Genomic DNA, 25749 nt, shown 5'->3' with positions numbered 1-25749 from the left:
GAGGCGGGTTTGTACAGACGCCAGAGCATTGCTGACGCCACAGTTGCATTGTTTGCAGGCCGGAACCGGCTGGCAGCTGAGCTGTGCGCGTTGCTCGTAACAGCATTGCTATGGGCCACCACCTTGCCGCTGGCACAGGCCTCGCGGCATACCGTGGCCGGTTGGGGCATGGAGCAGGGCCTGCCGCACAACCTGGTGCAGTCGGTGGCACAGGGCAGTGACGGCTTCATCTGGCTGGGCACCTGGGAAGGCGTGGTCCGCTTCAATGGGCGCAGCTTTACCGTATTTGATCGCCAGAACACGCCCGGGGTTGAGCTGTCCGGTGTGCTCAGCATCCTGCCCGAGGCCGACGGAGCGATGTTGTTCGGCACGGTTTCCGATGGCGTCTACCGCTATCACCGCGGGCGCTGGGAGGCGCTTGGCGGTGCCGATGCACGGCATCTATCGGTCAATGCATTGCTGCGGGATTCTTCCGGTGACCTATGGATTGCAGCCAAGGAAAAACTGTTGCGTTTGCTGCCCTCGGGGCAACTGCTCGATGCTGGCGGCATGCTTGGGCTGCCCGAGGTGTCGGTTACCGCACTACGCCTGAGCGCGGACGGCGCGGTATTGGTAGCCACCGAAAAAGGTGTCTACCGGGTGCAGCAGGGCCGCCTGACAGCGTGGAACGGTACCGCTGGCTGGGTGGTGCGCGACCTGGTCGAAGATGGCAACAACGGCTGGGTGGTTGCTGCCGACGATGGCGTTCATTGGCTGCACGGCGATGGCCAGCGCCAACATCTGCTGCGCGGTGAACGCGTCGATGCTGTGCGGCATGACGCTGCGGGTGCACTTTGGCTGAGCCTTTCCGCTGGCCGATTGGTGCGGTTGGCAGCAGGCAAGACCGAGCGGATCGCAGTTTCCGGTCAGGTCAGTCCCGCGCTGTTGATTGATCGCGAAGGTCTGGTCTGGGCAGGCAGCACTGATGGTTTATTCCGCATCGATGAGGGCGCCGCGCGCGGTTTGAACAGCGAAGACGGGCTGGGCTCTGACTATGTGCGTGTGTTGATCCAGTCTGACAACGGCGATGTCTGGATCGGGCATTCCGAAGGCCTGAATCGCATGCGTGATGATGTGATCAGTCCGGTGCGGTTGTTGCCTGGTACTGGCCGCGACGCATCGGTGCTGGCACTGGCCACGCGTGGCGACGCGTTGTGGGCGGGCACTTACAACCAAGGCGTGTTCCGCCTGGATGGTGCTGGTCGTATCGTGCAGCAGATCGTATTGCCCGGCACCGGACAGCCGCTGATCCGCAGCCTGCTGAGCGAGAGCGACGGCGGCCTGTGGATAGGCAGCTCGGAGGGTTTGTTCCACTACCAGCAGGGCAATCTACGTCACTATGGACTGGAAGAAGGCTTGCCGGGCCTTACGGTGCATGCTCTGTACCGCGACGCGTCCGGTGTGCTCTGGGTAGGTACCAACGGTGGCATGGCCAGTTTCGAGAAGGACGGCAAGCTGCAGGCGTGGTCGCCCGAGACGGGTTTCCCGGCACGCTATGTGTTCGATTTCCTCGGTGATGACAACGGTGATCTGTGGATTGCCAGCGACCACGGACTGCTACGCAAGCGCGGGCTGGATATCATCGTTTTTGACCATCGCAATGGACTGCCGCGCGACAAGGTGTTCCGGGTGATCGGCGATGGTGCTGGCCATCTATGGTTGTCCAGCAACCAAGGTGTGTTCCGGCTTGATCGCAGTGACTTGATCGCGGTGGCTGCAGGCGCACGCACGCATCTCGCGGTACAGGTGCTGGATCATACCGATGGCATGCCGAGCAGCCAGAGCAATGGTGCCTCATCGCCCGCAGGTTGGTTCACGCGCGAAGGCGAGTTGCTGATTCCCACCGGTGGTGGTCTGGCGGTGATTGAACCGCAGCGGGTAGATGGAAATTCGCGTTTCCGCAAGCTGCCGGTCGCTATCGAAAGCGTTGTCATTGATGGTGAACCGCAGCCAGTGCGCAGCGCCTATTCCCTGCCGGCCGGGGTGGATCGTATTGCCGTCGCCTTTGCGGGGCTGGGCTTCCGGGCGCCGGACAAGATGCGCTACCGCTATCGGATGGAAGGCTTTGATGCCGAATGGGTGGACGCTGGCAGCCGCATCGAAGCGGTCTATACCAATCTGCCGCCAGGCAACTATCGCCTGCGCATCCAGGCAATGTCATTGCCACTGGATTGGGAAAACACCAATCGGGGCGGCGAGGCGGTGGTGAATCTGGATATCGCCGCACCGCTATGGCAACGGCCTTGGGTACGCTGGCTGAGCGGTATTGCCGTACTCGGCCTGATCCTGTTGCTGGCAGGTTGGCGTGCGGCCAGCTATCGACGCGGACAGCGGCGTTTGAGCAACGAGATCGCCGCACGTACACAGGAACTGAGCGAGAAGAACCGCGCGCTGGAGCAGGCCGACACCGAGCGTGCCAGTCTGTTGCAACGCCTGGAGCATCAGGCGATGCACGATCCGCTCACTGGCCTGCCCAATCGGCGTGCGGGTGACGCCTATCTGCAGCAGGCGCTGCAGCGTGCCAGCTCCGAGGGCACGCCCTTGAACGTGGCGTTGGTGGATGTGGATCACTTCAAGCAGGTCAACGACCGCTACGGTCACGATGCCGGTGATCAGGTGCTGCGTGATATCGCCAGCCTGCTGCAGCTGCGGCTTGGCAAGGAGCAGTTCGTGGCGCGGCATGGCGGTGAGGAGTTCCTGGTAGTGATACACGGCATATCACTGCAGGAGGCGGTGGCGACATTGCAGGAGCAGCGGATCCGCTTGGCACGGCTGCGCTTCGAGGACGTGGATGCCGACGTCAGTGTCACCGTCAGTATCGGTGTCGCGGCCTTGGGCCCGGGGCAGGCTGACGGACGCACCTTGCTGGCAGCAGCGGACAGGCAGCTGTACCGCGCAAAGCGCGAGGGCCGCAATCGGGTGCTGGCCTGAGCCGTGCAGGACAGCGAAGCAGGCTATGCCAGGTCAAGACCGTCTGCGTAGCGGTGTCATGCCGACACCACATGCAACCAGGGTCAGCCCCATCCACTTGAGAGCGGCGTAACTGTTGCCCTGATAGGCATCGGCCAGCGCAAGCCAGAAGAACGCGAGATTGGTCAGCACCGACACCAGCGTCGCATCACGTGGGCTGCGCGCGGCGACGGTGATGACCTGGATGCGCAGGGCGGCGATCAGGCCGATTGCCACAACCGGCCACAGCTGTGCCGGCCAGGCCGGGCGAATGATGGCGAGCAACAACAGGGTCGTCAGTCCTGCGCCGCGATTGTAGATGCGGTTGATGGTGGCTGGGCTTTCACCGGCTGCAGCGAGCTGGCCCAACGTCAGGAACGAACCGGCATAGGCCAATGCCGCCGAAGCCGCCAGTAGATGTGAGCCCTTGGGATTGAAACCCTGCATGCCGGGCTGCAAGGTCAACGCCAGTCCTGCGAATGCCAGTAGCGCGCCAGCACGTGAGCGGATATCGCGCATCGTGCGGAAGGTCACCAGGATGGGCGCGGCATTGAGCAGCATGGATGCCTCGATCGCACTCGCACCTGGCCAGGCTAGCGCGAAGTAATAGGCGCCGAAGGCCCACAGCCCGACCAGCATGCGCCGAACGTGCAGTTGCAGCGGCGCCCTGCGATGAATGCGGCCAGGGCTCAGCGCCGCGCCTGCGAGGAACTGCGCCATCAACAGCCACAACGGGTTGATCAAGGCATCGCTGGTGCCGCTGATGATCAACGCGGTGATGGCAGACAGCAGACTGGCGAAGATGCCCAGCAGCAGCGTTCGCACTAGTGTGATTCCACCGCCAAGGCGTGGTTTGTTCGCGAAGTAGTGGCCTTCGCGCTTGTGGTTGCGTCGTGGCGCGGCGGGCAGGTGATGTTCATGCAAGCGCTCCTCGTGCGCGTGCATGGGCGTGGCCCGGCTTGGTCGCCAACAGTGTCGCGATTGACAGGCCAAACCGGCGCACATCATCGTGTGTATGCGCGGCGGACAGTGACACGCGAATTGCCCCTTGGCCGCGTGCAATCGTCGGAAAGTAGACGGGCGTGGTGATAAAGCCGTGACGGCTCAGCAGGGCGTCCGCGCTGGCGATGGCAGTGGCCGCATCGGCGCATGGAATGACCCGGAAAGCGATGGACGTGCCGGCTTGCTCGGTAAGGATGCCTGCGGCATCAAGCAGGCCGTCCAGCGCCGCCAGACGTTCGCCGAGCGCCGAGGTCAGGCGCAGGTGCTCCTCCGGCACTGCCAGGATCTTCATCGCCGCGAGAATCGCCCCCTGCGCCGATGCATCAAGGTTGCAGGAGAACCTGTCAGCGACGGAATCTTTCAGCAGGCTGTCCACAAACGTGCGTGGACCCACCATGAATCCACCGGCCGCACCGAACGCCTTCCCGAACGAGCCGGTGACGACGGTGCGCTGCGTATGCTGCTGCAGCGATTCCATCGCGTTGCCACGGCCGTCGCGACCATGCATGCCTACCGAATGCGCATCGTCCAGCCACAACAGGCCGCTGGGCGTCTCATCGAGGAAACGCGACAAACCCTTGAAGTCAGCGAAGGTGCCCATCGAATAGAGACCATCCTCGACGACGACAACCGGCCGACGCGAGCTGCCGGCCACTGCGCTGGCGACGGCGACGGTGTTCCTGCTGACAATGATGCGGTTAGCTGCGAACGCGCCTTTGACCGCGAAATGAACGGTTGCATGGGCGTTGGGGTGGACGACGGCGGTGGCATCGATTGCGGAAGCGGCGAAGCCGGCCGCTACCGCGATATTGGCGGACAGCGTTGTCGGATAGATACGTGCCTGCGAATCGCCGGTCTTCATCGCGACGAGGCGATGGTTGATGTCATCACTCAACGCGGTCTGTGCCCGTGCCATTGCGACGCTGGAATGCAGGGCGCCGAATTGATCGATCGCATCGATGGAGGCGCGCGACACTTCGCTGCGGGTGTTGAGCCCAAATGGGCTGTTGGAAAGAAAGTCGGTTACCCAGCGCGAGCCGCCTGCTGCGTCGATCCTCAGGGTGCGGTTCTGCCCGCATTCGAGAATCTGGATGCCGTAGAGGTTCTTGTCCCTGGCGGCATCATCTGCGGCCCAGCGGTTGATGTGCGTTTCTTGCTGGGCAGTTGCGTGCGAAATCTCCATTTCCTGACTCCATTCGGTTGAATGAGCTCCATGTAGCCACCTTCATGTAGCCGGAATGTTTCAGGAAGCAAATGCTTGGGAATAAGTAGATTCTCTTCGCCGAACTACCGCGCGTGGATATGGGATGTTTGCCTGTGCATGGCGCTACGCCTGTACAGCGGGGGCAACAGCGCTCGCGCAATGCTCCTTGAGGAATTAGGGTTGCCGCGAAGCTTCTTCCACAAAAGAGAACGGCACCAGAAGGTGCCGTTGTGCTCGAGCTGCTCCAACTATGGATGGGTCAGTAAAGACCCTGTGCCAGCATCGCATCGGCGACCTTGACGAAGCCGGCGATGTTGGCGCCGTCGACATAGTTGACGCTGCCATCGGCACGCACGCCGTGATGCACGCAGTTTGCGTGGATCTCTTTCATGATTACATGCAGGCGTTCGTCGACATCGGCATGGCGCCACGACAGGCGCAGCGCGTTCTGGCTCATCTCCAGGCCTGAGGTGGCCACGCCGCCGGCATTGCTGGCCTTGCCTGGCGCGTACAGCGTGCCGGCCTGCAGGAATACATCCACCGCCTCGAGTGTGGACGGCATGTTGGCGCCTTCGGCCACGCACAGCACGCCGTTGTGGACCAGGGTGCGTGCGTCGGTTTCATCCAGCTCGTTCTGGGTAGCGCAGGGCAGGGCGATGTCGGCCGGGATATGCCAGGGACGACGGTCGGCGAGGAATTCAAAGCGTGCATCGTCGCCGAGCTCGGACAGGCGGCCACGGCGTTCGTTCTTCAACGCCATCACATCCTGTATGGCGGTGTCGTCGAAACCATCGCGTGCGTACAGGGTGCCGCAGGAGTCTGAGAAGGTCAGCACTTTGGCGCCGAGTTCGCTTGCCTTGATTGCCGCGTACTGGGCGACGTTGCCGGAGCCAGAGACCAGCACCTTGGCGCCGTGGGTCTGGCGCTTGGCGTGATGCAGCATCTGCTCGACGAAGTAGACCGTGCCGAAGCCGGTGGCCTCCGGCCGCATCAGGCTGCCGCCAAAGGCCAGGCCCTTGCCGGTGAACACGCTGGAGGCGTCATTGCTGAGCTTCTTCATCATGCCGGCCATGAAGCCGACCTCGCGCGCACCCACGCCGATATCGCCGGCCGGCACGTCGGTATCCGGGCCGAGGTGGCGATACAACTCCAACATCAAGGCCTGGCAGAAGCGCATCACTTCGCCATCGCTCTTGCCCTTGGGATCAAAGTCCGAGCCGCCCTTGCCGCCGCCCATCGGCAGCGTGGTCAGTGCGTTCTTGAAGGTCTGTTCGAAGGCCAGGAACTTGAGGATGGACAGGTTCACCGAGGGGTGGAAACGCATGCCACCCTTGAATGGGCCAATCGCCGAGCTGTGCTGCACGCGCCAGGCACGGTTGACGTGGGTTTGGCCCTTGTCATCGGCCCAGGCGACACGGAACTGGATGACCCGCTCCGGCTCGACCAGACGTTCCAGCAACCCGTACTGCGTGTATTTCGGGTTCTGCTGCAGGAAAGGCCACAGGCTGTGCGCCACCTCCTTTACTGCCTGCAGGAACTCGGATTGGTTGGGGTCGCGCTTGGCCACATAGGCCAGGAAGTCGTCGGGAGTGCGGTAGTTCAAAGTCATTCCTTTGTTGATGCGGGACCTGAAGCGACAGGTCCAATGAAGAAACGGCGTGGTATCCACCCAGCGGGAACGGCCCGCAAAAAAAAGACGCGGCCAAGGGCCGCGTCCGGTTACATCAGTTCAACTGCGCAAGTACGGCTAGCCCGGCTTGCTGGGTAGTGAGCGCCTGTCCCTGCGCGGCGAGGTCGGCGGTGAAGTGACCGCCGTCGAGTGCGGTGCTGACCGCTTGCTCAATGGCCGCAGCTTCGGCTTCCAGCCCCAGCGAATGACGCAGCAGCATCGCCGCGCTCAAGATGGTGGCATAGGGGTTGGCGATACCCTTGCCGGCGATATCCGGTGCCGAACCGTGGATCGGCTCGTAGATGCCGACCTTGCCCTGTTCGCCCAGCGAGGCCGACGGCAGCAGGCCCAGTGAGCCAGCCAGCATCGAGGCCTCATCGGTGAGGATGTCGCCGAACATGTTCTCGGTGACGATCACGTCGTAGACGCGCGGCTTGGCGATCAGGTGCATGGCCATGGAGTCGACCAGCTGGTGTTCCAGCTCAACGTCCGGGAATTCCTCGCGGCCGATGCGTGCGGCGATGTCACGCCACAGGCGTGAGGTTTCCAGCACATTGGCCTTGTCCACCGAGGTGAGCTTGCCACGGCGCTGCTGGGCCAGGCGGAAGGCGCTGCGCAGTACGCGTTCGATCTCGACCACGGTGTAGCGGCACAGGTCGCTGGCGCTGTCGGCATCGCGACTCTTGTCGCCGAAGTAGATGCCGCCAGTCAGCTCGCGTACCACCACGAAGTCCACGTCCTTGAGCAACTCGGGCTTGATCGGCGAGGCGTTGAGCGCGGCCGGGTGGGTGCGCACCGGGCGCAGGTTGGCATACAGGCCCAATGCCTTGCGGATGGCCAGCAGGCCTTGCTCCGGGCGCACCTTGGCATTCGGATCGGACCACTTCGGACCACCGACGGCGCCGAGCAGGACCGCATCGGCCTTGCTGCAGGCTTCCAGCGTGGCTGCCGGTAGCGGCTCGCCGTGATTGTCGATGGCGATGCCGCCGATGTCGTGTTCGCTGAAGCTGAAGCTGTGACCGAACCGGGTTGCGATGGCCTTGAGCACGTCGACGGCGACGGCAGTGATTTCAGGGCCGATGCCGTCACCCGGCAGTACGACGATGTTGGCTTGCATGTATGGGTTCCGGTTGCTGTTGTTGAGAACTCCCTCCCTTGCGCCGAAGGCGCAGGGGAGGGCTGGGGAGGGGTAGCTCTTGCTGTTGCTGTTGCCGTTTGAGCCTTGCAAGCCAAAAGCCAACCCCCTCCCGACCTCCCCCTGCCGGCTACGCCGGCAAGGGGAGGGGTGTTTCGTCAGGCTGCTTTCGCCGCCTCATACCGCTCGATCTCATCGACCCGGCCCAGCAACCAGCCCAGCTGATCAACGCCTTCCAGCAGACAGGTCTGCGAGAAACCATCCAGCGGGAAGCTGTACGCCTTGCCGCTGGAGGTGCGCAGCTCACGCGCCGCCACATCCACGGTCAGCTCATCGTCCGGATTCTGCATCAGCGCCTGCACATCGGCTTCGTCCAGCACGATCGGCAACAGACCGTTCTTCAACGAGTTGTTGCGGAAGATGTCGGCGATCTCGCTGCTGACGATTGCCTGCAGGCCCAGATCGGTCAGCGCCCACGGCGCATGTTCGCGCGAGGAGCCACAGCCGAAATTGCGCCCGGCCAACAGAATCGCGCGGCCCTGGTTGTGCGGCTGGTTGAAGGCGAAGTCGGCATTCGGCGAACCATCGGCCTGCCAGCGCCAGTCATTGAAGGCGTTCTTGCCCAGACCGGCACGCTCGGTGGTGGAAAGGAACCGCGCCGGGATGATCTGGTCGGTGTCGATATTGGTCTGGCGCAGCACGACGCTGCGCGAGGTGATCGTGGTCAGTGCGGCCATCACGCCATCTCCTTGGCAAACAGGTCTCGGGTATCGGCAACGCGGCCGTTCACCGCTGCCCATGCCGCGCTCATCGGCGAGGCCAGCAAGGTGCGCGAGCCCGGCCCTTGGCGGCCTTCAAAATTACGATTGCTGGTGCTTACCGCCAACTGGCCCGGTGCAACCAGGTCGCCGTTCATGGCGATGCACATCGAGCAACCCGGCTCACGCCATTCGGCACCGGCGGCACGCACGATCTCGTGGATGCCTTCGGCCTCGGCGTCGCGCTTGACGATCTCCGAGCCCGGCACCACCAGCATGCGCACACCATCGGCAACGCGACGACCGCGCAGTACCTGCGCGACTTCGCGCATGTCGCTCAGGCGGCCATTGGTGCAGGAGCCGACGAACACCACATCCACCGGCGTGCCGATCAAGCTGTGGCCGGCTTCGAACTTCATATAATCCAGGCCCTTCTGCGCGGCGGCGTCATTGGCGGCCGGGATCGGCGCATCGACGGCAATCGCGGTGCCCGGGTGCGTGCCCCAGGTCAGGGTCGGGCGGATGTCGGCGGCATCGATCTGCACTTCGACATCGAAGCGTGCGCCTTCGTCGCTGTTCAACGAGGACCAGTACGCCACGGCCTTGTCGAAGTCGGCGCCCTTGGGGCCGCGCGGGGTGTTGGCGACCCAGTCGAAGGTGACCTGGTCCGGCGCCACCATGCCGGCGCGGGCACCGGCTTCGATCGACATGTTGCACAGGGTCATGCGCTGTTCCATGTCCATCGCGCGGATCGCCGAACCACGGAACTCCAGCACGTGGCCGGTGCCACCATTGACGCCGATCACACCGATGATGTGCAGGACTACGTCCTTGGCACCCACGCCCGGCGCAACGGCGCCATCGACGGTGATGGACATGGTCTTGGCCTTGCGCTGCAGCAGGCATTGCGTGGCCAGCACGTGGCCGACTTCGCTGGTGCCGATGCCGAAGGCCAGCGAGCCGAATGCGCCATGCGTGGACGTGTGGCTGTCACCGCAGACGATGGTCATGCCGGGCTGGGTAAAACCCTGCTCCGGGGCGATGACGTGAACGATGCCGCGGTTGGCCGAGGACAGATCGAACAGCTCGATGCCGTACTCGGCGCAATTCTTGGCGAGGGTTTCAACCTGCGCTTCGGAGGCCTTGCTTGCGTAGGGCAGCTTGCCGTCCGGGCCGGCCGGCAGGGTCGGCGTGGAGTGGTCCATCGTCGCCTTGGTGCGGTCGGTGCGGCGCGGCTTCAGGCCGCGCTCGCGCAGCTCGGTGAAGGCCTGCGGCGAGGTGACTTCATGGATCAGGTGCAGGTCGATGTACAGCACGGCCGGCGCGTTGTCGGATTCGGGAACGACAACGTGGGCGTCCCACAGTTTGTCGTACAGGGTTTTGGGTGCGGAGCTCATTGGTTCGTTCCGTTGCCTATGTTCTGCCGTCGCGCTCAGGCGCTGACGGCTTCCTCGGTGGTGCTGCTTTCACGCTGGCGCAGCAGGCGGTTGGTGACATCCAGCCAGGCAAGCGCGCTGGCTTCGATGATGTCACGGCTGGTGCCGGTGCCTTCGAGGATTTCGCCTTCGTGACGCACGCTCAGGTTGGCCTCGCCGCGCGCATCGGCGCCGATGCCGACGCTGTGCACGTGGTAGCTGTCCAGGGTCAGCTGCACGCCGGTGGCGGCGGACAGTGCCGAGAACAAGGCATCAACGGGGCCGTCACCCTGCGCGGTTTCAGCCACGCGGTTGCCTTCCGGATCAGACAGCTCGACCAGCGCATTGGCGCGGCTGCCGACATCGCTGATGGTCATCGAGGCCAGGCGGTAGCCGTCGCTGCTGGAGGTGCCCTGCATCAGGGTCTGCAGGTCGGCGTCGGTGACCACGCGCTGCTGTTCGCACAGTGCCTTGAACTGCTCGAAGATCAGCTTCAGCTCTTCCTCTTCCAGCCAATAGCCCAGCGCACGCAGGCGTGCTTCGACCGCGGCGCGACCGCTGTGGCGGCCCAGCACCATCTGCGAGGACTCCCAGCCCACGTCTTCCGGGCGCATGATTTCGTAGGTGTTGCGGTTGCGCAGCATGCCGTGCTGATGGATGCCGGACTCATGCGCGAACGCATTGGCCCCGACGATAGCCTTGTTGCGCTGGACCGGCATGCCGACCAGACGTTGCAGCAGCTGGGAGGTGGGCACGATGCGCTGGGTGTCGAAGCCGGTATCGAAGTTGTAGAAGGCGTTGCGCACCTTCAGCACCATCGCGATTTCTTCCAGCGCGCAGTTGCCGGCACGCTCGCCGATGCCATTGATCGAACCTTCCACCTGGCGCGCGCCGCCTTCGATGGCGGCCAGCGAATTGGCAACGGCCAAGCCCAGGTCGTTATGGCAGTGGGTACTGAAGATGACCTTGTCGGCACCGGCGGCATTGCCGATCACGTGCTGGAACATCGCGCGGATTTCTTCCGGCGTGGTGAAGCCAACGGTGTCGGGCAGGTTGATGGTGCGGGCACCGGCGGCGATGGCGACCTGGGTGACTTCGGTCAGGAAGTCCAGCTCGGTACGGGTGGCGTCTTCGGCGGAGAACTCGATGTCATCCAGGTAGCCGCGCGCCATGCTCACATGCTTGTGCACCGATTCCAGCACCTGCTCCTTGCTCATGCGCAGCTTGTGCTCGCGATGCAGGGGGCTGGTCGACAGGAATACGTGCAGGCGCGGGCGCGCTGCGGCTTCCAGGGCCTTGACCGAGGTTTCAATATCGCCGGCCAGGCAGCGCGAAAGCACGGCCAGGACCGGCTGTCGTACCTCGCGGCCGATCAAGGCCATGGCTTCGCGGTCGGACTGCGAACTTGCGGGGAAACCGGTTTCGATCACGTCCACGCCCAGTTCCGCCAGCGCCCTTGCCATCACCAGCTTCTGTGGTGGGGTCATGCTGCAGCCGGGTGATTGCTCACCGTCGCGCAGGGTCGTGTCGAAGATGGTAATTCGCGGGGTGTTGTTGGTTGGAGTATTCACCAGAGGGTCTCCTCGACTGCGGCGGTAACGGAAAATTTGGGGGATTCGGATTTGGAGCTGCGCTGTGTCGATGCAACGACACGGCTTCTAAGTCGTTCGGCGTTACGCCGTCGAGGTTTGCGTGGTGGGCTGGGGCGTACTTCAGACAACAACGTCGACAATACCGTGGCGTCGATGTTGCCGCCGGAAACCACCGCACATTTGCGCTTGCCGGATACGCGGCGGCCAGCGGCCAACGCCAGTGCTCCTGCACCTTCGGCGATGACGTGTTCTTCCAGCGCCAGCCGCACCAGGGTTTCGCGCAGCTCGGCCTCTCGGACTATGACCACATCGTCGAGCAGGCTGGCGCACAGGCGGCGGGTGATGAAGCCCGGGATTTTCACTTTGACGCCATCGGCCAGGGTCGGCACCGGATCAACTTCGCGTACATCGCCCTTGATCGCGCGTGCCATCGAGTCCACACCTTCAACCTGCGCGCCGATGATGCGCACACCCTGCGACTTCAAGGCCAGCGCGACGCCGGAGGCCAGGCCACCGCCGCCGATCGGCACGATCACCACGTCCGGTGCATGCGGTGCCAGTTCGATGCCCAGCGTGCCCTGGCCGGCGATCACGTCGGGGTCGTCGAAGGCGGACAGGAAACGGTAGCCGTTCTGTTCTGCCAGCTCACGCGCGAAGGCGAAGGCCTCGTCGTAGCTGTTGCCGTGCTGACGGACGGTGGCGCCCCAATGCTGGACGCCGGCAATCTTGGTGGCGGGTGCGCCGTGCGGCATCACCGTGATGGCCTGCACACCCAGCCGATGCGAGGCCCAGGCCACGCCCTGGGCGTGGTTGCCTGCGGATGCGCAGATCACCGGGCGTTCGTCGCCGCGTTCCAGTGCAGCCAGCATCGCGTTCAAGGCGCCACGCACCTTGTAGGAGCCGGTGCGCTGCAGGTTTTCGAGCTTGAGCCAAGTGCCAAAACGCTCGGCGTAGTGCAGCGGGGTAGGCGGCAGAAAACGGCGCAGGCGTGCCTGCGCGGCCAATACGTCGGCAACGCTGACGTTCAACGCGTCAGCGGGTGTTGCAATTGCGACGGCGCGGCCACGGTCAGGCATGTACGTGGCCGTCACCGGATACGAGCGAACCAGCTGTCGACTGTTCGCGTCGAAGAAGACGCCTCCGTGGTTTGCGGCGGCGTACTACCGGTACGCCACTTACATCGCTGCTCATACGCTGGCACCTGCTACCGGCACCAGCCGCACGGATTCGCAGTCGTAGACCTTCTGCAGCTGATGGCACAAGGTTTCCGGCGGGCGCGTCCCATGGATATCCATCTGCACGTGCCAGCGGCCGGCATCGTCGGCATTGCGGTTGCCGGCGATGTTGCTGGGGGCGAAGCCGCGTCGTTCGACCATGCCGATCACGCGCACCAGCGCGCCTTCGGCAGGCTTCAGCACCAGGTCAAGCCGGTATTGCATTGGAACTCTCCTGCGCTGCCTTGGCATGGGCTGGGTTGCTGTCCAGCATGGTGCTGTTGGCGTTGTTGGGTGGCACCAGTGGCCACACGTTGGCGCGTGCATCGATGGAAACGTGCAGGAACGCCGGGCCGGGTGTATCCAGCATGGCGGCCAGTGCATCTTCAACCTGCGCACGCTGGGTGATGCGGGTTGCGGGGATGCCGAACACCTGCACCAGCGCGGCGAAGTCCGGGTTGTCGGACAGGTCGATCTCGCTGTAGCGCTCGGCGAAGAACAGCTCCTGCCACTGCCGGACCATGCCCAGCGAGGAGTTGTCCAGCAGCACGATCTTCACCGGCAGGCGGCAGCGGGCGATGGTGGCCAGCTCCTGCACGTTCATCATGAAGCTGCCATCACCGGAGACCAGCACCACGGTGCGATCGGGGCAGGCGAACTGCGCGCCCATCGCTGCGGGCAGGCCGAAGCCCATCGTGCCCAGCGCGCCGGAGGTCAGGTGATTGCGCGGGTGATTGAAGCGGCAATGCTGTGCCACCCACATCTGGTGCTGGCCGACATCGCATGCGATCACGGTATCCGGCGGTGCCACTTCGCTCAGCCGCTTCAACAGCGCCGGGGCATAGATGTCATGGCCGGGCGCGTCATAACGTGCGGCGAACTTTTCACGGTTGGCGGCACAGCGTGCACGCCAGCTGTTGCAGCTGCTGCGGATGCTGGTCAGTGCCTGCAGGCCGGTTTTGACGTTGCCGGGAATGGCGATGTCGACTGCGCGCAGCTTGGAGATCTCGTAGGCATCGGCGTCCAGATGGATGACGCGGGCGAACGGCGCGAACTCGGCCAACTTGCCGGTGGCACGGTCATCGAAGCGGGCACCGACCACGATCAGCAGATCGGACTCCTGCACCGCCATGTTGGCGGCACGGGTGCCGTGCATGCCCAGCATGCCCAGGTACTGCGGATGATTGGCCGGCAGTGCACCCAGGCCGCGCAGGGTCAACACGGTCGGGATGCCCGAGCTTTCGACGAAGTGACGGAACTCGCCAACCGCATCGGCCAGGCCGATGCCGCCGCCGCCGTAGATCACGGGCTTTTCGGCAGCTGCAATCATCTCCACCGCAGCAGCCAGACGTTCGGCTGAAGGTGCCGGCACCGGATCCACCGAGGCCGGCACGTGCTCGGGCAGATGCGAGGCATCACCCAACTGCACGTCCTTGGGCAGGTCGATCAGCACCGGACCGGGCCGCCCTTCGCGGGCGACACGGAAGGCCTCGGCAACCACGTGTGGCAGCTCATCAACGCTGCGCACCAGCCAGCTGTGCTTGACGATCGGCAGGGTCATGCCGAACACATCCAGTTCCTGGAACGCATCGGTACCCAGCAGCGGGGTAGCGACCTGACCGGTCAGGCACACCATCGGTACCGAATCGAGCATGGCGTCGGCAATGCCGGTGACCAGGTTGGACGCACCCGGGCCGGAAGTGGCCACGCATACGCCTACCTTGCCGCTTGCGCGGGCATAGCCATTGGCAGCCAATGCGGCGCCCTGCTCGTGTCGTACCAGGATGTGCTTGAGGCTGGAGTCCACCAATGCGTCGTAGAACGGCATGATGGTGCCGCCCGGGTAGCCGAACAGCGTTTGCACGCCTTCGGCTTCCAGAGCCTGCGTCAGCCAGCGTGCGCCGTTACGGGGCGCAGCGGGGGTGGAAGTGTTCATGCAGCGACCTTTGCCTGTTGCGGGTGGGGGACCGCGGGATGGAACCTGGCTGCGACCGTGGAGCGCATGCCCCGGGCCCCGCGCTTGGCGCGGGACACGGGATGCTGCGCTGGACGATTCGCCGGCACGTTCTTACGCCGTCTGACCTTGCAGCCAAACCATCTTGGCGCGCAGTTCCTTGCCAACCTTTTCGATCGGGTGTTCCTTGTCGGCCTGCTGGAACTTCTTGTAGTTCGGCAGGCCGGCTTCGTACTCGGCTTCCCAGTTCTTGGTGAAGGTGCCGTTCTGGATGTCGGTCAGCACGTCCTTCATGCGTGCCTTCACCGAGGCATCGATGACGCGCGGGCCGCTGACGAAATCGCCGTACTGCGCGGTCTCGGAGATGAACTCCAGCATGCGGGTGATGCCGCCTTCGTAGAACAGGTCGACGATCAGCTTCAGTTCGTGCAGCACTTCGTAGTAAGCGATTTCCGGCTGGTAGCCGGCTTCGACCAGCGTTTCAAAGCCGGCCTGGACCAGCGAGGAGGCACCGCCGCACAGCACGGCCTGCTCACCGAACAGATCGGTTTCGGTCTCTTCCTTGAAGGTGGTCTTGATGATGTTGGCGCGGGCGCCGCCCAGGCCAGCCGCATAGGCCAGTGCCAGCTGCTCGGCCTTGCCGCTCTTGTCTTGGTAGACCGCGTAGATGCACGGCACGCCGCGACCGATTTCATATTCGCGACGCACCAGTGCGCCCGGGCCCTTCGGCGCGACCAGCACCACGTCCAGGTCGGCGCGCGGCTCGATCATGCCGAAGTGCACGTTCAGGCCGTGCGCGAACAGCAGGCAGGCGCCCTGCTTCATGTTCGGCGCCAGCACCTCGTTGTACAGCTTCTTCTGCACCATGTCCGGGGTCAGCACGGCGACCAGGTCGGCGTCCTTGACAGCTTCGGCCGGGCTCTTGACGGTGAAGCCATCGGCCTGGGCCTTGACCTCGGTGGGGCCGCCGGCGCGCAGGCCGACAACCACGTCGAAGCCGGATTCACGCAGGTTCATGGCATGGGCGCGGCCCTGGCTGCCGTAACCGACAACGGCGATTTTGATCTGGGGCAGTTCGTTGGTGCTCATGGTGCTTGGTTTCCTTGCAATGAAGAGAGTCAGGCAGAAATAAAAACGGCCGTTGCGTCAGGACGCAGCGGCCGGGGCGGGCGGGGCAGACACCATGCAGGTCGCAGCGCTGCGGCAGGCGGCGTTGGCGGTGTGTTTGGTCATGGTGTATGGGGTCGGATACATGGTTTCAGATGAAATAGAAGCTGGAAACGAAAAACCCCGCGCCGGGGCCGGTGCGGGGTCTTTGTTCGAATCTGGCATTTTCTGCTACGCGCCAGCTCGTCCCGCCCCTGTAGGTTCGGTAATAAGTACGAGTACAAGCAGCGACGCCGCGGCGCGAGCCGGGGTCGAAGTCGTGTTGGCGGTGGTGTTGTGGCGTTGCAGCATTAGTCGAGATAACCACCGCGGGTAGGTGCGTGTCAACGCTTGCAGGTGTGATTTTCTGGATTCGGTGCTTAAGCCCCGTCGTGGCGGCATGGTTGCGGCTGAAACCTACAGGTTCAATCGATGGCTGAGGCTGGATTGCGCGGATTCAGGCCAATCCGGCAGCCTGGATCGGCGCGGGGGAAATATTGCCCGGTGGTGATTGGATTACGCCGCTTTTGCCGGTTTAGGAAGTAAGAGGCTCTTTATCTGGGCCTGCCGGAGGAAGGAAGCCATGATGCAGTTAACAGGAAAGGACATCACGTGTGCAGGCGCGCACCGCTGTGACGGACCCAGCGGCGAGCCGACGACAGGTCTGGTGCAGCTGATGGGCCAGGGGATTGGGTTGCCGGCACCGCTGATCTATCGGAAGGGTTGGACCCTGCTCGGCTACCTGGCGGTCGAGTCCAATCGCATGCATTCGCGGGCAGCGCTGGCGGCCTTGTTGTGGCCAAACCTGGGTGAGACCAGCGCCCTGACCAATCTGCGCCAGGTGCTGAGCAACCTCAATCGCTTCTGCACCTTGGCTTTGGGGGAGGGCATCCTGCGCATCGAGCGCTCTGCGGTTGGTCTGATGCGCGGCAATGAGCCACTGTTCGATGTTGATCTGTTGCAGCAGACGCCGTGTGAGTCGGTCCAGCTGATGGCCGAGCAGCGGGTGTTCCTGGATGGAATGGAGGATATTGCCGATTCCAACTTCCAGAGCTGGCTGGCGAGCACCCGGCAATTGCTGGACGCGCTACTGCTCGACGCGGCGGCGCGCTGCTGCGATGAAATGCTGGAGGCCGCGCGTTGGGAGCCCGCTGTACAGTTGGCCAATGCCTTGACTCAGCGTGATCCCTGGAATGAGGCACATACCCGGAGGGTGATGCGCGCGCATGCCGGCACCGGCATGCGTGCTGCGGCGCTCACTGTCTACCAGCGATTCGAATCGGTACTGAGGCAGGAGCTAGGCCTGGATCCCGGCCAGGAGACGCGCGGTCTGCTGGAGCAGATCAGAGGCGGGCACGAGGCAGCCGGCTTGGTTGGAATGGCGTCTGCGCGGATGTAGGGCTGGGTTGCCAGTGGTGATCTGCGAGCTTGCTGTTTTACTGTGGGAGTGGCGTGAGCAGCGAAGCTGAGCTTGCTCGAACCTCATCATCTGAAGATATCCCTGCTTCGCGGCTGAGCCCGCTCCCACAAGGACAGCACGGTGCCCGCGGTCCAGTTCGACTGACTTGAACGCTTGGGTGACGGGAGTGCAGTACGAGTCGCATGCGCAAGACGTGCGTCGGTGCGGTGGCTGGTCTATCGTCCAGCCATTCCCTTGTTGGTTGCCCGCCATGCTGCGTACCGCGTTGTTGCTTGCTCTATCCACTGCGCCGGTAACGGCGTTTGCCGCAGACCGTATCACCGGCAATGAATTTGCCACCCGCTCGGAAGTGATCGCGCCGCACGCAATGGCGGCCACGTCGCAGCCGCTGGCCACGCAGATTGCGCTCGACGTGATGAAGGGCGGAGGTTCTGCGATGGACGCGGCTATTGCCGCAAATGCCGCCCTGGGCTTGATGGAGCCTACCGGCAATGGAATTGGCGGCGACCTGTTCGCGATTGTCTGGGACCCGAAGACGCAAAAGCTCCATGGCTACAACGGCTCAGGGCGTTCGCCGCGCTCGCTGACGCTGGCGGAGCTGCAGCGGCGTGGCTTGAAGGAAATTCCCGCGACGGGGCCGCTGCCCGTGTCTGTACCCGGGGCGGTGGACGGCTGGTTCGCCCTGCACCAACGCTTCGGTCGCAGGCCGATGGCGGAGAATCTGGCGCCGGCAATTGCCTATGCGCGCGCAGGGCATCCGGTATCAGAGGTCATCGCCTACTACTGGGATCGCTCGGTGCCCAAGCTGTCGCAGTATCCGGGCTTCAAGGAGCAATTCACCATCAATGGGCACGCGCCGCGCAAGGGGCAGATGTGGCGCAATCCAAACCTTGCAAACACCTTGCAGCAGATTGCCGACGGCGGCCGCGATGCGTTCTACAAAGGCGACATCGCTCGCGGCATTGGCGACTACTTCAAGGCCAATGGCGGCTACCTGAGCTACGAGGACCTGGCTGCGCACCAAGGTGAGTGGGTCGAGCCGGTCAGCAGCAACTACCGCGGCTACGACGTGTGGGAGCTGCCCCCGAACAGCCAAGGTATCGCCGCATTGCAGATTCTCAATGTGCTGGAGGGCTACGATTTCTCGAAGATTCCATTTGGCTCGGCCGAACATATCCATCTGTTTGTTGAAGCCAAGAAGCTGGCGTTCGCCGATCGTGCACGCTTCTACGCGGACCCGGCATTCTCGCCGGCGCCGGTGCAGCGGCTGATTTCCAAAGAGTACGCCGCACAGCGGCGTGCGCTGATTTCGATGGACAAGGCCTTGAAGGAAGTGCAGCCGGGCACGCCCAAGCAGTTGGAGGAGGGCGATACCATCTACATGACCGTGGCCGATGCCGACGGCATGATGGTGTCATTGATCCAATCCAACTATCGCGGCATGGGCAGCGGCATGGCGCCGCCGGGGTTGGGCTTCATCCTGCAGGACCGCGGCGAGATGTTCGTGCTGCAGAAGGATCACCCAAACGGTTATGCACCGGGCAAGCGGCCGTTCCAGACCATCATCCCGGCCTTCATCACCAAGGACGGCAAGCCGTTCGCCAGCTTTGGTGTGATGGGCGGCGCGATGCAGCCGCAAGGGCATGCGCAGATCGTGATGAACCTGGTTGATTTCGGCATGAACCTGCAGGAGGCCGGCGACGCGCCGCGCATCCAGCATGAAGGCTCCACCGAGCCGACCGGGCAGGCCGCGGCGATGAGTGACGGCGGCGAGGTCAATCTTGAAACCGGCTTTCCCTATGAGGCCGTGCGCGAGCTGATGCGCAAAGGCCACCGCGTTGTGTTTGCCGACGGTCCTTATGGCGGCTATCAGGCGATCATGCGTGATCCGGAAAGCGGCGTTTACTACGGCGCTTCTGAGAGCCGCAAGGATGGGCAGGCCGCCGGGTACTGATCTTCGCTTCTTGTGGCAGGGCCAAAGCCAAAGCCAAAGCACCTCTCCCAAACCCTCCGCTGCGCGAAAGGGAGGGCCGTTCTTGGCGATCTACAAGATGGCGACGGAGCCGCTTCTACCCCCTCCCTTTCGCGCAGCGAAGGGGAGGGTTGGGGAGGGGTAGCTCTTCGCTGCCGTCCTTACCACCCAATTGTTCAGCCACATTGCGCAGCTGGATGCCAAGTCAGCCACATACACCGCGGCAATTCACAGCCCCCCTTCCGGAGCTCCCGTCTACTTTTCCCCTGACGAACGCTCAGTGACTGCCCGAGCTTCTTCCTGCGCAGCCTGTTCGCGCTCGATCCACGCCTCCATCATGTGCCGTGCGCGCTGCGCGAGCCGGCGCTGGCGGTTGTGCTCGGCGTCCAGCACGCGGTACAGCGATACCATCACCAACACCATCAGCAATGCGAATGGCAGTGCTGCAATGGTGATCATGCCCTGCAATGCTTCCAGCCCGCCTGCGAGCAGCAGCGCCGCAGCGATCAGGGCAACGGCAATGCCCCATACCAGTTTGCGTGACAGCGGTGGATCGCCGGCCTCGTCGGTGGACATGCTGGCAAGCACCAGTACCGCAGAGTCGGCGGAAGTTACGAAGAAAATGACCAGCAGTACCAAGGCCAGGCCCGACAGCAACAACGAGGCCGGCATGCCGTCGAACAGCGTGAACAGCACCGTTTCATAGCCATTGCCCAGCGCCTGGACCAGATCTGCCTGGCCGAACAACTGTGCCCACAACGCGGTGCCGCCGAAGACCGAGAACCACAGGAAGCCGAGCAGGGTTGGCGCCAGCACCACCCCGACCACGAACTCGCGCACGCTGCGTCCTCGGGATACCCGCGCAATGAAAGAACCCACGAACGGCGCCCAGGCAATCCACCAGGCCCAGTAGAAGATGGTCCAATCTGCGACCCAGGTACTGCCGGAGAACGGCGACATGCGCAGGCTCATCGTCACCAGCTGGTTGAGGTAGGCGCCCAAGGTGGTGGTAAAGGTATCGAAGATGAAGCCGGTGGGGCCAATCACCAGTACTGCAGCCAGCAACAATGCCGCCAGCGCCAGATTGAAGTTGGACAACCACTTGATGCCACGGTCCACACCGCTGGTGGTGGAGATCATGTAAAGCACGAAGGCAACGGCAATGACGGTCATCTGCAACGGCACGCCTGCGGTAACACCGAACACACGTTGCAGGCCGGCAGCGATCTGTATGGTGCCGAATCCCAGCGTGGTGGCGACACCGATTGCAGTGGCGACCACGGCGGCGATGTTCACCATCTTGCCGATCCAACCGCGATGATGGCGGCCGATGACCGGTTGCAGCATGTCGCTGATCAGGCCGCGGCCATTGCGGTTGTATTGAAACCAGGCCATTGCCAGCCCGATCAGCGCATAGATCGCCCAAGGATGCAGGCCCCAATGGAAGAACGAGTAACGCATAGCGGCACGGGCGGCGTCCATGCTTTGCGGCGGCAGGCCTTCGGGAGGGGTGACGAAATGTGATATCGGCTCGGCCGCGCCCCAGAACACCAGGCCGATACCCATGCCGGCGGCGAACAGCATCGACAGCCAACTGGCGCGGGAGAAGTCCGGTTCGGCATCTTCACCGCCGATACGCAGGCTGCCGAAGCGCCCAAACGCCAGGTACAGCAGGAAGATCAGGGTCAGGAATACGATCAGCAGGTACATCCAGCCGGCGCCACGCACAACCTGGGCCAGCGCGGCCTGCACCACGTCGTTGAAGGGGCCGGGCGCGAGGCCGGCAATGAGCACCAGTACTGCGACCAGTGCAATGGAAATACGAAACACCATGAAGGAGCTTCTCCGATCAAAAGAGTGATTGAGGGGAGTGGGCCTGAGCTTGCAGGACAACCGGCTGGCACCATTGCACCAGGCCGGGAAAGGAGGGGCGGCAAGCGCCGCAAGGCAGTCATTCGGAACGAGCCTGCGCGGGATGTTACTTAATGGCGCGTCACGATTGCGTTAGTGGGTCGTGACGGTGCGCATGGCGATGCCACCCAGCAGTAGCTGCAGCCCGTTGACCGGTGTTGGGCTGCTTTCTTGTCGATTGCAGGCCCCATGACGCCCGAAGCCGGGGTGCCAGTGGCCACTGGGCCGCGCTTGAGACATACCCTTCGAACCTGATCCGGCTCATGCCAACCGTTCGCCAGCTTCGGCGTGATGGGCGGCGTGATGCAGTCGCAAGGACATGTGCAGATGGTGATGAACCTGGTCGACTTCGGCATGAACCTGCAGGAAGCCGGCGATGCGCCGCGCATCCAGCATGAAGGTTCCACCGAGCCCACCGCGCAGGCCTCGGCGATGCGTGATGACGGCGAGGTCGATCTGGAAATCGGCTTTGCCTATGAGACGGTACGCAGCTTGATTCGCAAGGGCCAACGCGTGGTGTTTGCTGACGGTCCCTACGGTGGCCGTCAGGCAATCATGCGTGAGCCGGAGAGCGGTGCTTACTACGGTGCATCCGATAGCCGCAAGGATGGGCAGGCGGCGGTATTGACGTTGCCTCGTACGCGTTGGCGTTCGCTCGGCATGGTCAGGTTTGGGTTTGGGATGGCTTTGCGGGGTGTTTCTGGTGAGGGGCCGCCAGGTCGGAGCGGCTTTTCTCGCCGCGCGGGAGGTTGCGGCTAGAATGGCGTAGCCATGGACGGTAGACGATACGCGGGAACGATGCGTATCGGCCGGACTTGCACCATTCCCTTCCGGAGTCGCGCGATGTCCCACATAGTTTCAATGCCACGGATTGTGGTGTTTTCGGTATCTCTGATTGCCAGCCTTGCAGCTGTCGCGAGTGAAGCATCACCTGAACTGGCGACGGGTGCGCGGGTCGCGGTCCGGGCGGGCCCGGCCGATATGGTGTTTTCCGCCGATGGGCAACAGCTTTATGTCACCGAGAACGAAGACAATACTGTCGCCGTAATCGATGTTGGCCGCAGAAGTGTTGTGCGCAGATTTGGTGAAGGCGGCTGGAAAGCGCCGGAGGGGGACGGCTGCTCGCACAACTTCTGTCGTGGCAGCGGTGCGGCGGGTATTGCCGTCGATGCAAAGCGTCAGCAGGCTTATGTCAGCTCCTGGAACATCAATGCACTGACTGCCTTCGATCTGGGTAGCGGACAGGCGCTGTGGAGCACAGCGCTACAGCGCTTCCCGCAGCCGCTGTTGTTGACCCCGGATGGCGCGCAGGCGTGGGTGTTCAACGGCGTTGCCAATTCCCTGTCCGTTGTTGATGCCGCCAACGGGAAGGTGGTTGCTGACACGATCCCGTTGGAAGGTGGTGATGCACGCAACCTGTCGTTCGGTCGGCAGCTGGCGCTGGCGATGGCTGCTGATGGGCGTCACGTCTACGTAAACAGTGTCTTCGGTGATGGTATCGAGGTATTCGATACCACGACGCGCTCGCGCAGTGGGCAGATCCAGAGTGGTGCGTCGCCGTACGATCTGGCCGTCGATGGGAGTACCGGCGATCTCGTGGCGCTGTACGAGGATGGCGTTGTCGACTATGCGGCCGCTACGCTATCGCCGGTGCGTGCTTATCGATTCTGCAGTGCGGTCACTGCGTGGAACATCGCCTTGAGTGGCGATGGGCGCTTGCTGGCGCTGACTTTCCCAAAAAATGCGGTGGCGATGGTAGTGGCACGTGACAGCGGCTTGCTGACACATGTATTTCGAACCGATGCCTGGCCGATGAAGGCCGCGTTCTCGCCAGACTCGCGCTTGCTTGCGGTGCTCAATGCGGGAGAGACGGCGTCCGTGTCACTGCTGGATGTGCATGCGCCGATGGACCTTGAACCGCTGCGTTCGCAATTGAGTGAATTGTTCTGCCAGCCAAACACGGAGGCTATGCAATGGATGCGTTGAGGAGCGGTGCATTGGCTGGTTCGATGCGGTTGGTGCTGGTCGTGCCGTTGATGTTGGCAACAGCAGCGGCCGCCAGTGAGCGTTCGTTCCTGCAATGGGAAATGGGTCAGGCGGGCTCGTATGGAAATTTGGACGGACCAGCGTTGGACGCCCGCTTCATGGGAACGTTGACGCCGTACCGCGACAAGGATGGCACGCTGCTGGTAGCTGATGCCGGGGCCAACGCGCTGCGCAGGATCGGCCAGGACGGGGCTGTCACCACGATCATCGGAAGGCCAGGGAATGGAAGTCAGATAGCGACGGGTAGTGATGCGCAGCCGCTGGTTCGCCCGTCTGAACTGGCGCGCCTGGCAGACGGGCGCCTGCTGGTGGTCGAACAACGCGTCAAGGGCTTGCGCGCGGTAGATGCCATGGGCAGGATCACCGCGCTACAGGTTCGCAAGGGCGAGCCGATGGTGGAGGCACCTCCCTTGGGCGCGGCCGAGTCTGCGGACGTTGTGGTCGCCCCCGCGCCGCCGTCGCTTCCACCATCACTTCATGCTGAAAGCCGCCAGGCCGTCCCCGTGGCGCCAGACCAGCCGTTGTTACCTGATCCCTCGGGCATTGCAGTCGACGCCAAGGGGCGGATCTGGGTCGCCGACAGCGGCAGTTACCGCGAGCGCACCGTGGTGATCGATACGCAGGGCAAGGCGCGTTTGTGGGAGCCTGGGCAGATGATCATGCTGCGCAGGATCGCAGCGGGAGCCGACGGAAAGCTGTGGGGCATCAACGACAAGCGGGTGTTCCGGCTGCATGACGACCGTGCCGAGATGATGGGTAGCTTGGACGCACCGGAATGGATGCCGCCGGCCGACTACCTTGTACAGCAGCCGACCGGCGGCCCGGTAGCTGCGCTGATCGGGCAGGTGCCATTTGCTGGGCGCGGCAGCTTGCCGCCGATGCCGCCGCGGCCCAGGGAAGCGGCCCCGGTGGATTTCAGTGGTTTGACGATTGATCCGCAAGGGCGGCCGCTGCTGGTTGATCGCCACCGGCTGCTGCGTTTTGACCCACGCTCAGGGGAGTTCACGACGCTGCTGGCGTTACCACCGCCAGTGGATGATCGCGGCTATGGCGACAGCCGGATTGACGGGCTGGCTGTCGATGGCAAGGGACGCATCGTGCTGACGATCGACGGTGGCAGCGCGCTGTTTGCGCTGGGGGGCGACGGCCGGCTGGTACTGGTTGCCGGACATGCGCCGCCTTCGGCATGGTGGCAAGGTGACGACATCGACAAACGTAGGTCGGCCAAACTGCCGGCCTCGCTTGACGACAGCATTGTCATGCTGCCCGACGGCGGCGCACTCTATGTCGCCAGACTGGACAACGCCTTGTTCCAGGTCGATCGCGATGGCAACGCAGCGCTGTGGGCGGGAAACGACAAGAAAGGCCGCAGCGATGGCCCGCGGCTTGAAGCGCGCTTCACCTATCCCACTGATCTGGCAAGGGCGCGCGACGGAACGGTATACATCGCCGATAGCGGTAGTGCGCGGATCCGCAAAGTACGGCCTGACGGGGTGGTCGAGACATTGACCGGCAACTATTCGGAATCGTTTCGCGGCGATGGCGACTTTGCCAGAGCCAGCTTCTACGAGCCGAAGTACATCGCGCTGGATGAAGCGCGCAACGTGCTTTACGTGCTGGACGACACGCCCTACGTCGGCAGCGGTGACGTGCGTTTGCGGCGTCTGGATCTGCGTTCAGGCCAGGTCACCACATTGGCCTCCGATGAGCACCGGCCGATGTATGTGATTGCCGAGTCCGGGGAGCTGGAACTGGTCAAGCGCGCAGCCGTGACCGTGATCTACAAGGACATCGCGGTCGGTCCTGATGGGTATGTGTATGCATTGGACGAGAATGCGGTCTGGCGGATCGACCCGGTAAGTGGTTTGCACCGCACGCTGTTCTACGTTGCGGAGCGGCCGTTGGAGAAAGCATATGAGCTCGCTTACGTACAAGCCAAGAACAGCGCTGAGCGGGAGGCGCTATCGGCAGCGAACTGCACCTGGGTATGGTGTCGCCCCGAGCGCATCGAAGTCGATGCGCTCGGCAACGTCTATCTGAGTGATGTGGGTAACAACACGGTCCTGCGGATCGGTCCAGATGGAAAGGCGGGCGTGATCGCTGGTGCGCTGGATCAGTTCGGCAACAAGGCTGGCGCACTGCCAGGCGGTCTGCACAAACCGGGCGGGCTGGCGTTCTCGGCGGAAGGTGATTTGATGATCAACGTCGATGAAAAAGGTGTCATGCGTTTGCGTAATCCCGCGCAGGCACCCTTCAGCATCGCCGTGCCCGGTGTCGGTGATGGACCAGAGACGGCGGCCCATTGACGACCGGTGGCTTGGAT

The 25749-nt window shown here is 63.4% G+C and carries 17 protein-coding genes and 1 pseudogene; 6 read left to right on the top strand and 12 right to left on the bottom strand.

The window, feature by feature from the left end; genetic code table 11:
• Positions 1-90 precede the first annotated feature (90 nt).
• A complete protein-coding gene (locus ACVOK8_RS05320) occupies positions 91-2970 on the top strand; it encodes a ligand-binding sensor domain-containing protein (RefSeq protein WP_481565919.1) in 2880 nt (959 codons plus the stop codon).
• Positions 2971-3003: 33 nt separating this feature from the next.
• On the opposite strand, the gene ACVOK8_RS05315 is transcribed toward ACVOK8_RS05320, so the two are convergent.
• The 11 genes from ACVOK8_RS05315 to ilvC form a co-directional block, all read right to left on the bottom strand.
• Complete coding sequence (locus ACVOK8_RS05315; protein WP_481565918.1) at positions 3004-3813, bottom strand: hypothetical protein; 810 nt, start codon at positions 3811-3813, stop codon at positions 3004-3006.
• A 91-nt stretch (positions 3814-3904) separates the two neighbouring features.
• Complete coding sequence (locus tag ACVOK8_RS05310) at positions 3905-5173, bottom strand: aminotransferase class I/II-fold pyridoxal phosphate-dependent enzyme (protein WP_481565917.1); 1269 nt, start codon at positions 5171-5173, stop codon at positions 3905-3907.
• A 280-nt stretch (positions 5174-5453) separates the two neighbouring features.
• Complete coding sequence (gdhA, locus tag ACVOK8_RS05305; protein ID WP_481565916.1) at positions 5454-6803, bottom strand: NADP-specific glutamate dehydrogenase; 1350 nt, start codon at positions 6801-6803, stop codon at positions 5454-5456.
• Between the two features lie 115 nt (positions 6804-6918).
• Positions 6919-7980 carry a 3-isopropylmalate dehydrogenase gene (gene leuB / locus ACVOK8_RS05300; protein ID WP_481565915.1) on the bottom strand — a complete coding sequence of 354 codons (1062 nt, stop codon included), beginning with the start codon at positions 7978-7980 and terminating at the stop codon, positions 6919-6921.
• Between the two features lie 176 nt (positions 7981-8156).
• A complete protein-coding gene (leuD, locus tag ACVOK8_RS05295) occupies positions 8157-8735 on the bottom strand; it encodes a 3-isopropylmalate dehydratase small subunit (RefSeq protein ID WP_481565914.1) in 579 nt (192 codons plus the stop codon).
• A complete protein-coding gene (gene leuC / locus ACVOK8_RS05290) occupies positions 8735-10153 on the bottom strand; it encodes a 3-isopropylmalate dehydratase large subunit (RefSeq protein ID WP_481565913.1) in 1419 nt (472 codons plus the stop codon). Before leuC ends, leuD begins: the two co-directional genes overlap by 1 nt.
• A gap of 35 nt (positions 10154-10188) precedes the next feature.
• Complete coding sequence (locus tag ACVOK8_RS05285; protein WP_481565912.1) at positions 10189-11742, bottom strand: 2-isopropylmalate synthase; 1554 nt, start codon at positions 11740-11742, stop codon at positions 10189-10191.
• Positions 11739-12839 carry a threonine dehydratase gene (locus ACVOK8_RS05280; RefSeq protein ID WP_481565911.1) on the bottom strand — a complete coding sequence of 367 codons (1101 nt, stop codon included), beginning with the start codon at positions 12837-12839 and terminating at the stop codon, positions 11739-11741. The genes ACVOK8_RS05285 and ACVOK8_RS05280 overlap by 4 nt, the downstream gene beginning before the upstream one ends.
• A 111-nt stretch (positions 12840-12950) precedes the next feature.
• On the bottom strand, positions 12951-13202 hold the full coding sequence (locus ACVOK8_RS05275) for an ACT domain-containing protein (RefSeq protein WP_057632948.1): 252 nt from the start codon (positions 13200-13202) through the stop codon (positions 12951-12953).
• Positions 13186-14913, bottom strand: coding sequence for an acetolactate synthase 2 catalytic subunit (gene ilvG, locus ACVOK8_RS05270; RefSeq protein WP_481536129.1), 1728 nt, complete (start codon positions 14911-14913; stop codon positions 13186-13188). Before ilvG ends, ACVOK8_RS05275 begins: the two co-directional genes overlap by 17 nt.
• Positions 14914-15045: 132 nt before the next feature.
• Positions 15046-16020, bottom strand: coding sequence for a ketol-acid reductoisomerase (gene ilvC / locus ACVOK8_RS05265; protein WP_481565910.1), 975 nt, complete (start codon positions 16018-16020; stop codon positions 15046-15048).
• 640 nt (positions 16021-16660) lie between these two features.
• On the opposite strand from ilvC, the gene ACVOK8_RS05260 reads away from it, so the two are divergent.
• Together ACVOK8_RS05260 and ggt are read left to right on the top strand one after the other, a co-directional pair.
• On the top strand, positions 16661-17476 hold the full coding sequence (locus ACVOK8_RS05260; RefSeq protein WP_481565909.1) for an AfsR/SARP family transcriptional regulator: 816 nt from the start codon (positions 16661-16663) through the stop codon (positions 17474-17476).
• Positions 17477-17747: 271 nt separating this feature from the next.
• Complete coding sequence (gene ggt, locus ACVOK8_RS05255; RefSeq protein WP_481565908.1) at positions 17748-19451, top strand: gamma-glutamyltransferase; 1704 nt, start codon at positions 17748-17750, stop codon at positions 19449-19451.
• A gap of 273 nt (positions 19452-19724) precedes the next feature.
• Here ggt and ACVOK8_RS05250 read toward each other — a convergent pair whose 3' ends face one another.
• A complete protein-coding gene (locus tag ACVOK8_RS05250; RefSeq protein ID WP_481565907.1) occupies positions 19725-21302 on the bottom strand; it encodes a BCCT family transporter in 1578 nt (525 codons plus the stop codon).
• Positions 21303-21647: 345 nt separating this feature from the next.
• Between ACVOK8_RS05250 and ACVOK8_RS05245 the strand changes: the two are divergent.
• From ACVOK8_RS05245 to ACVOK8_RS05235, 3 genes and pseudogenes are all read left to right on the top strand, one after another.
• Positions 21648-22001, top strand: a pseudogene (locus ACVOK8_RS05245) (gamma-glutamyltransferase); the annotation flags it as partial.
• Positions 22002-22223: 222 nt separating this feature from the next.
• A complete protein-coding gene (locus ACVOK8_RS05240; protein ID WP_481565906.1) occupies positions 22224-23366 on the top strand; it encodes a YncE family protein in 1143 nt (380 codons plus the stop codon).
• A complete protein-coding gene (locus ACVOK8_RS05235) occupies positions 23354-25732 on the top strand; it encodes an NHL repeat-containing protein (RefSeq protein ID WP_481565905.1) in 2379 nt (792 codons plus the stop codon). Before ACVOK8_RS05240 ends, ACVOK8_RS05235 begins: the two co-directional genes overlap by 13 nt.
• Positions 25733-25749: the final 17 nt, after the last annotated feature.

The sequence above is a fragment of the Stenotrophomonas sp. STEN083 genome (genome assembly GCF_056759195.1).
The sequence above is the reverse complement of the archived record's forward strand: the minus strand, read 5'-3'. Positions and strand labels throughout refer to the sequence as shown.

What these genes read in the sequence shown, in the direction of transcription:
- ACVOK8_RS05235 (WP_481565905.1), top strand. Translation starts at nt 23,354, where the DNA reads ATGGATGCGTTGAGGAGCGGTGCATTGGCTGGTTCGATGCGGTTGGTG.
- ACVOK8_RS05260 (WP_481565909.1), top strand. Translation starts at nt 16,661, where the DNA reads ATGATGCAGTTAACAGGAAAGGACATCACGTGTGCAGGCGCGCACCGC.
- ACVOK8_RS05280 (WP_481565911.1), bottom strand. Translation starts at nt 12,839, where the DNA reads ATGCCTGACCGTGGCCGCGCCGTCGCAATTGCAACACCCGCTGACGCG.
- ggt (WP_481565908.1), top strand. Translation starts at nt 17,748, where the DNA reads ATGCTGCGTACCGCGTTGTTGCTTGCTCTATCCACTGCGCCGGTAACG.
- ilvC (WP_481565910.1), bottom strand. Translation starts at nt 16,020, where the DNA reads ATGAGCACCAACGAACTGCCCCAGATCAAAATCGCCGTTGTCGGTTAC.
- ACVOK8_RS05250 (WP_481565907.1), bottom strand. Translation starts at nt 21,302, where the DNA reads ATGGTGTTTCGTATTTCCATTGCACTGGTCGCAGTACTGGTGCTCATT.
- ACVOK8_RS05310 (WP_481565917.1), bottom strand. Translation starts at nt 5,173, where the DNA reads ATGGAGATTTCGCACGCAACTGCCCAGCAAGAAACGCACATCAACCGC.
- ACVOK8_RS05240 (WP_481565906.1), top strand. Translation starts at nt 22,224, where the DNA reads ATGTCCCACATAGTTTCAATGCCACGGATTGTGGTGTTTTCGGTATCT.
- ilvG (WP_481536129.1), bottom strand. Translation starts at nt 14,913, where the DNA reads ATGAACACTTCCACCCCCGCTGCGCCCCGTAACGGCGCACGCTGGCTG.
- leuB (WP_481565915.1), bottom strand. Translation starts at nt 7,980, where the DNA reads ATGCAAGCCAACATCGTCGTACTGCCGGGTGACGGCATCGGCCCTGAA.
- leuD (WP_481565914.1), bottom strand. Translation starts at nt 8,735, where the DNA reads ATGGCCGCACTGACCACGATCACCTCGCGCAGCGTCGTGCTGCGCCAG.
- ACVOK8_RS05275 (WP_057632948.1), bottom strand. Translation starts at nt 13,202, where the DNA reads ATGCAATACCGGCTTGACCTGGTGCTGAAGCCTGCCGAAGGCGCGCTG.
- leuC (WP_481565913.1), bottom strand. Translation starts at nt 10,153, where the DNA reads ATGAGCTCCGCACCCAAAACCCTGTACGACAAACTGTGGGACGCCCAC.
- gdhA (WP_481565916.1), bottom strand. Translation starts at nt 6,803, where the DNA reads ATGACTTTGAACTACCGCACTCCCGACGACTTCCTGGCCTATGTGGCC.